Below are 4,331 nucleotides of genomic sequence, written 5' to 3'. Positions count from 1 at the left end.
CACCATGTGCATGAAGGCCTGCACCGCCTGGTCCGGCGTTTCATAGGTGGGGATGCCGGCGGTGTCCAGCGTCTGCCGCGCTGCCGCCACGCTGGCCTGCCCCATCCAGCTGGTCAGTACGTTGAGCTGCGTATCGGACACCGTTTCCACCACCGCGCGGGCAAAGGCCTCGCCGGCGGCCTGGCGGCTGGGGGCGTGCACCACCAGCACCGCATCCACACCCGGATCCTTGCTGAGCAACTGCAGCGCGCGCTGGTAATGCCTCGGCGCCGCCAGCACGCCAAGGTCGGCCGGGTTGCCGGCGCGCGAGAAGGAGGGCATCTCCGCCCCGAGCGCTGCCCGCGTCGCTTCGGACAGCTCCGCCAGCTGGCCGCCATGCCGCACCAGCGCGTCGGTGGCGACCGCGCCGGGGCCGAAGCCGTTGCTGAAGATGGCCAGGCGCTCGCCGCGCAGCGGGCGCATGCGGGTGAGGGTTTCCAGCGCATCGAACAGCTCGTCGGTGCTGTGCACGCGCAGCACGCCGGCGCGGCGCAGCACGGCGTCGTACACGGCATCGGCATGCGGCACGCCGGGTGCCACCGGCTCCTCGGGGCGCTGCGAGGCCGGCACGTGGCCGCTCTTGATGGCCAGCACCAGCTTGCCGCGTGAGGCCGCGCGCACCGAGGAAATGAAGCGGCGCGCGTTGCGCACGCGCTCAATGTGCAGCAGGATCGCGCGTGTGTCCGGATCCGAGGCCAGGTAGTCGATGACGTCGGCCATGTCCACGTCCACCACGTCGCCGAGCGTGAGGAAGTGCGAGAAGCCGATGCCGCGGCCGCGGGCCCAGTCGATCAGCGCGGAGCCGAGCACCGCGGATTCGCCCACGTAAGCGACCTGGCCCGGCAGCACGTTGAGGTGCGCGTAGCTGGCGAACAGCCTGTGCCGCGGCGACAGGATGCCGAGGCTGTTGGGCCCGAGCAGGCGGATGCCGGAAGGCCGCGCCGCGGCGCGCACCGACTCGGTCAGTGGCCGCTGGCTGCGGCTGAGTGTGGTGGCCAGTCCGCCCATCAGGATCAGCGCCGCCGGCACGCCGCGCCGGCCCAGTTCGCGCACCAGCCGCGGGATGGTCACCGGCGGCGTGCACAGGATGGCCAGGTCCGGCGCCGTGGCCAGGCGGTCCACTTCGGCATGACAGGGCACGCCGTACACCGTGTCATAGCCCTTGCGGTTGATCGCGGTGAGATGACCTTCGAAGCCGCACTCCAGCAGGTTGCGCAGCACCACACCGCCGAGCTTGGGCTGCTCGGAGGCACCCACCACGGTAATCGAACGCGGCTTGAAGAAGGCTTCGAGGTGGCGGGTGCTCATGGGCGCCGCCCTGAGCTTACAACAAATGCATGGAGCGGCCTGGCCGCTTGCCAGTGGCCCGGCAAGACGGCTGGGGCGGGCCGTAGCGGTCGCTAGAACTCGTAGCGCAGGTTGAGTGTGACCACGTCGCGGTCCAGGCGCGGGTTGTTGATACGCCCGCCGGACTCGATGGTGTAGCGCAGCTCGCCGGACCACTGGTTCAGGTAGTCCCAGCGCAGGCCCGTGAGATACGTACTGCGGCCCTCGATGAAGTTCTCACCCGGGCCCGGCGCGATGCCGTCGATGTCCTTGAACCAGCCGACCAGCGGTTCCAGGTTCACGCCCAGGAACGCATCCTGGTAGCGGAACACCCAGACCGTGCGGAAGCCCCAGGCCAGGTCGTCGGGGAAGGCGCGCGGGTTCTCGGCCTGCGGATTCTGGTGGCAGGCGCTGGCGTTGGCGCCGTTGGCCAGGCAGCCGCTGCCGAGCGTGTTGCCGCCGAGCCCGGTGCTGCCGTCAGCGCCGTTGCTGATGTGGGTGTCGGCGCCGGCGGCGTTGAACTGCAGCTCGTCGAGTCCGGGCATGTCGAACACCTTGGTTGCGCCCAGTTCGAACACCACCACGATCTGATCCGCCTTGAGTGGATTGCTGGCGCTGATAGTGTTGAGGAAGGTGGTGCCGAAGTTGGCGACCTTCATTTCCTCATAGCCCTGGATGTAGGCGCCCGGCGTGACCGTGTGGCCGCGGTAGCGCGTTTCCACGAAGTCCGGCACCGCCGAGCGGCGGCCGGGGATGACCGTGACCAGCGGCAGGCCCGGCAGGCAGTCGCCGATCGGCGCGGGGAAGCCGGGGATGATGAGGCCGGCGCCGACACAGACCGGGATGTCCTCGGCGGGGAAGGCCGGCTGCAGCGCGGCCAGCGTCAGGTCGGTGCTGTGGATCTGCAGCGGCTGGTTCGGGCGGTAGGCGACCTCGCCCGACCAGGCCCAGTCGCCGATGGTGGTGTTGAAGCTCAGGCCGTAGAGCTTGATGTCCTCCGGGTACTCGAGGAACACACGCGCGGTTTCCACCGGCAGCGGCTCGCGGGCCAGACCGAGCGCGCCGATCGGGCCGATGCCGGGCAGCGGCGGGCCGCATTCGAGCGGCGACAGCGCCTGCAGCACGCCGCTGCCGTCGCCGATACAGGTGGCATCGGCGGCGAGGAAACTGGCGATCGGCAGACGGCTGTGCGTATTGGAGTGATAGAACGCGAACTCGGTGCCGCTGTTGAAGTCCTCGGCGAAGTAGGCCACCTTGAAGCCGTACTGGCCGCCGTCGTCAGGCCTGCGGTCCGCCGCCCGCAGGATGGTGCGGCTGGAACTCGAAAACAGGCCGGTGCGGTCCAGCTCGCAGCCGGTGATCAGGCAGGTGATGTCGGCGTTGGTCTTGGGGTCGTAGCTCTGGGTCGGATCCTCCGGTGCCTTGCCGAAGGACAGCATGGCGTAGGTGCCGCCTTCGCCGGCGATGTCGCTGGTGGAGTAGAAGCTGCCGACCGGGTCCGGTACCGCCGGCTTCCAGTCGTACTGATAGAAGGCTTCCAGCGCCAGGCTCGGCATGAGCTCGGTGCCGAGAAAGATCATGCCGACCGGTACGAACAGTTCCTTCACGTCGAAAGAGGGCGCGCGCAGTCGCGGCAGGTGCGGAGGCGCGATGTGGTTGAGGCTGTTGGCCACCAGAAAGGTGCTCTCGCCCCAGTTCAGCACCTGGTCGCCGACCCGCACCGTGAGCTGGCGGTCGCCGATGAACGGAAAGTTGCCGAACACGTAGCTGTCCAGGCGCTCCAGGTCATGGCCCACCAGCTTCTCGACCCGCTTCGGCCGGTCCGTCTTGCGCGGCTGGAAGGTGGTGTCGGGGTGCGTTTCCTCGAAGCCGGTGTTGGGTTCGTCGTAGAAGTACGAGGCGCGGAACAGTGCGCCGAAATTGCGCCAGCTCAGATTGAGATCGGAGGTGATCTTGAAGGCGCCGGCCACCAGGTCGCCCTTGTCGTAGTTCAGGTTGCCGTTGTCGGCGTTGGGCGCGAAGTTGCCGGGCGCGGCGACGAAGGCATTGTTGAGCGAAGGATCGGAAGTGCTGTTGCAGCCGTCGCCGGCAATGCTGCCGTCGGATTCGCGCCGCAGGCACAGTCCCGGATTCAGGTTGCTCTTGCTGATCAGCCGCTCGTCGGGATCCTCGGCGCGCCAGGCAGCGCCGAGCGACACCTGGTTGTCCAGAGTACCGCGCAGCTCGCCCAAGTCGAAATCGAACGCCAGGCCCGGCCCGCTGGCCAGCAGCAGTGCCAATCCCGACAGGCTTGCAGAACAGGAAAACCGCCGACCAACCCCACAAGCCTTACGCATCGCTGTCGTCCTTCTGAATGACAGCGCTCCTCTTTATTGGTGTCGCGGCAGGCCGCGCGACCGGGCTCTTGCGTCCCTTACGCGCATCATACAACGGCCGCGTGCTCCGTGGCAGCGGCCTCGGGTACAAGTAAGGACTCAGGGGGCCTCTGATTTATCGTCACCCGGCGCAAGCCGGGATCCGGCCCCTTGTCCGATATGCGTGTCCCGCCACCAGGCCGCGGCCTCGTTGGGCTCGCCGGTTTCGGTATAGAACAGCGCTGCGGGGTCGACGCCCTTACGCGCGCCGCTCTGCAGCACCTCGCGCACGCCGGCCAGCGCGGCCACCTGCGGGATGGTGAACAGCAGCAGCGCCAGCAGCGCGGTGGCCAGCAGGAACCAGACGAAGCGCTGCTTCACAGGCCCGCCGCTGCGTTGGGGAAAACCACGAAGAACATCAGCCAGGCCATGGCCAGGGTCAGCGCCAGGTTCAGCGCCTGCCCGCAAACGTACAGGATCACCGGCTTGCCGCCCTTGAAGTAATGCACGAGGCCGCGGAAGTTCGTCGCAAGCCCGATGCTGACGAAGGCCAGGCAGAAGCACCAGCCGCGCAGCAGCTCGGTCCAGCCGCCGATCACGCCCTCGTCGAGC

General features: G+C 68.3%; 4 protein-coding genes. All 4 read right to left on the bottom strand.

The annotated features are described in order from the left end of the window. Nucleotides 1-1,347 (bottom strand): CoA-binding protein (locus VNJ47_10690; GenBank protein ID HXG29298.1); only part of this gene is annotated, 1,347 nt, incomplete at its 3' end. 92 nt (nucleotides 1,348-1,439) lie between these two features. Further along, nucleotides 1,440-3,701 (bottom strand): DUF1302 domain-containing protein, encoded by a 2,262-nt coding sequence (locus tag VNJ47_10685; protein ID HXG29297.1) that lies wholly within the window; start codon nucleotides 3,699-3,701, stop codon nucleotides 1,440-1,442. A gap of 138 nt (nucleotides 3,702-3,839) precedes the next feature. Further along, nucleotides 3,840-4,100 carry a hypothetical protein gene (locus VNJ47_10680; GenBank protein HXG29296.1) on the bottom strand — a complete coding sequence of 87 codons (261 nt, stop codon included), beginning with the start codon at nucleotides 4,098-4,100 and terminating at the stop codon, nucleotides 3,840-3,842. After that, nucleotides 4,097-4,331: hypothetical protein (locus tag VNJ47_10675; GenBank protein ID HXG29295.1), on the bottom strand; the 235-nt coding region annotated here is incomplete at its 5' end. The genes VNJ47_10675 and VNJ47_10680, both read right to left, overlap by 4 nt.

This window comes from Nevskiales bacterium (genome assembly GCA_035574475.1).
Lineage (GTDB): Bacteria > Pseudomonadota > Gammaproteobacteria > Nevskiales > DATLYR01 > DATLYR01.
The sequence above is the reverse complement of the archived record's forward strand: the minus strand, read 5'-3'. Positions and strand labels throughout refer to the sequence as shown.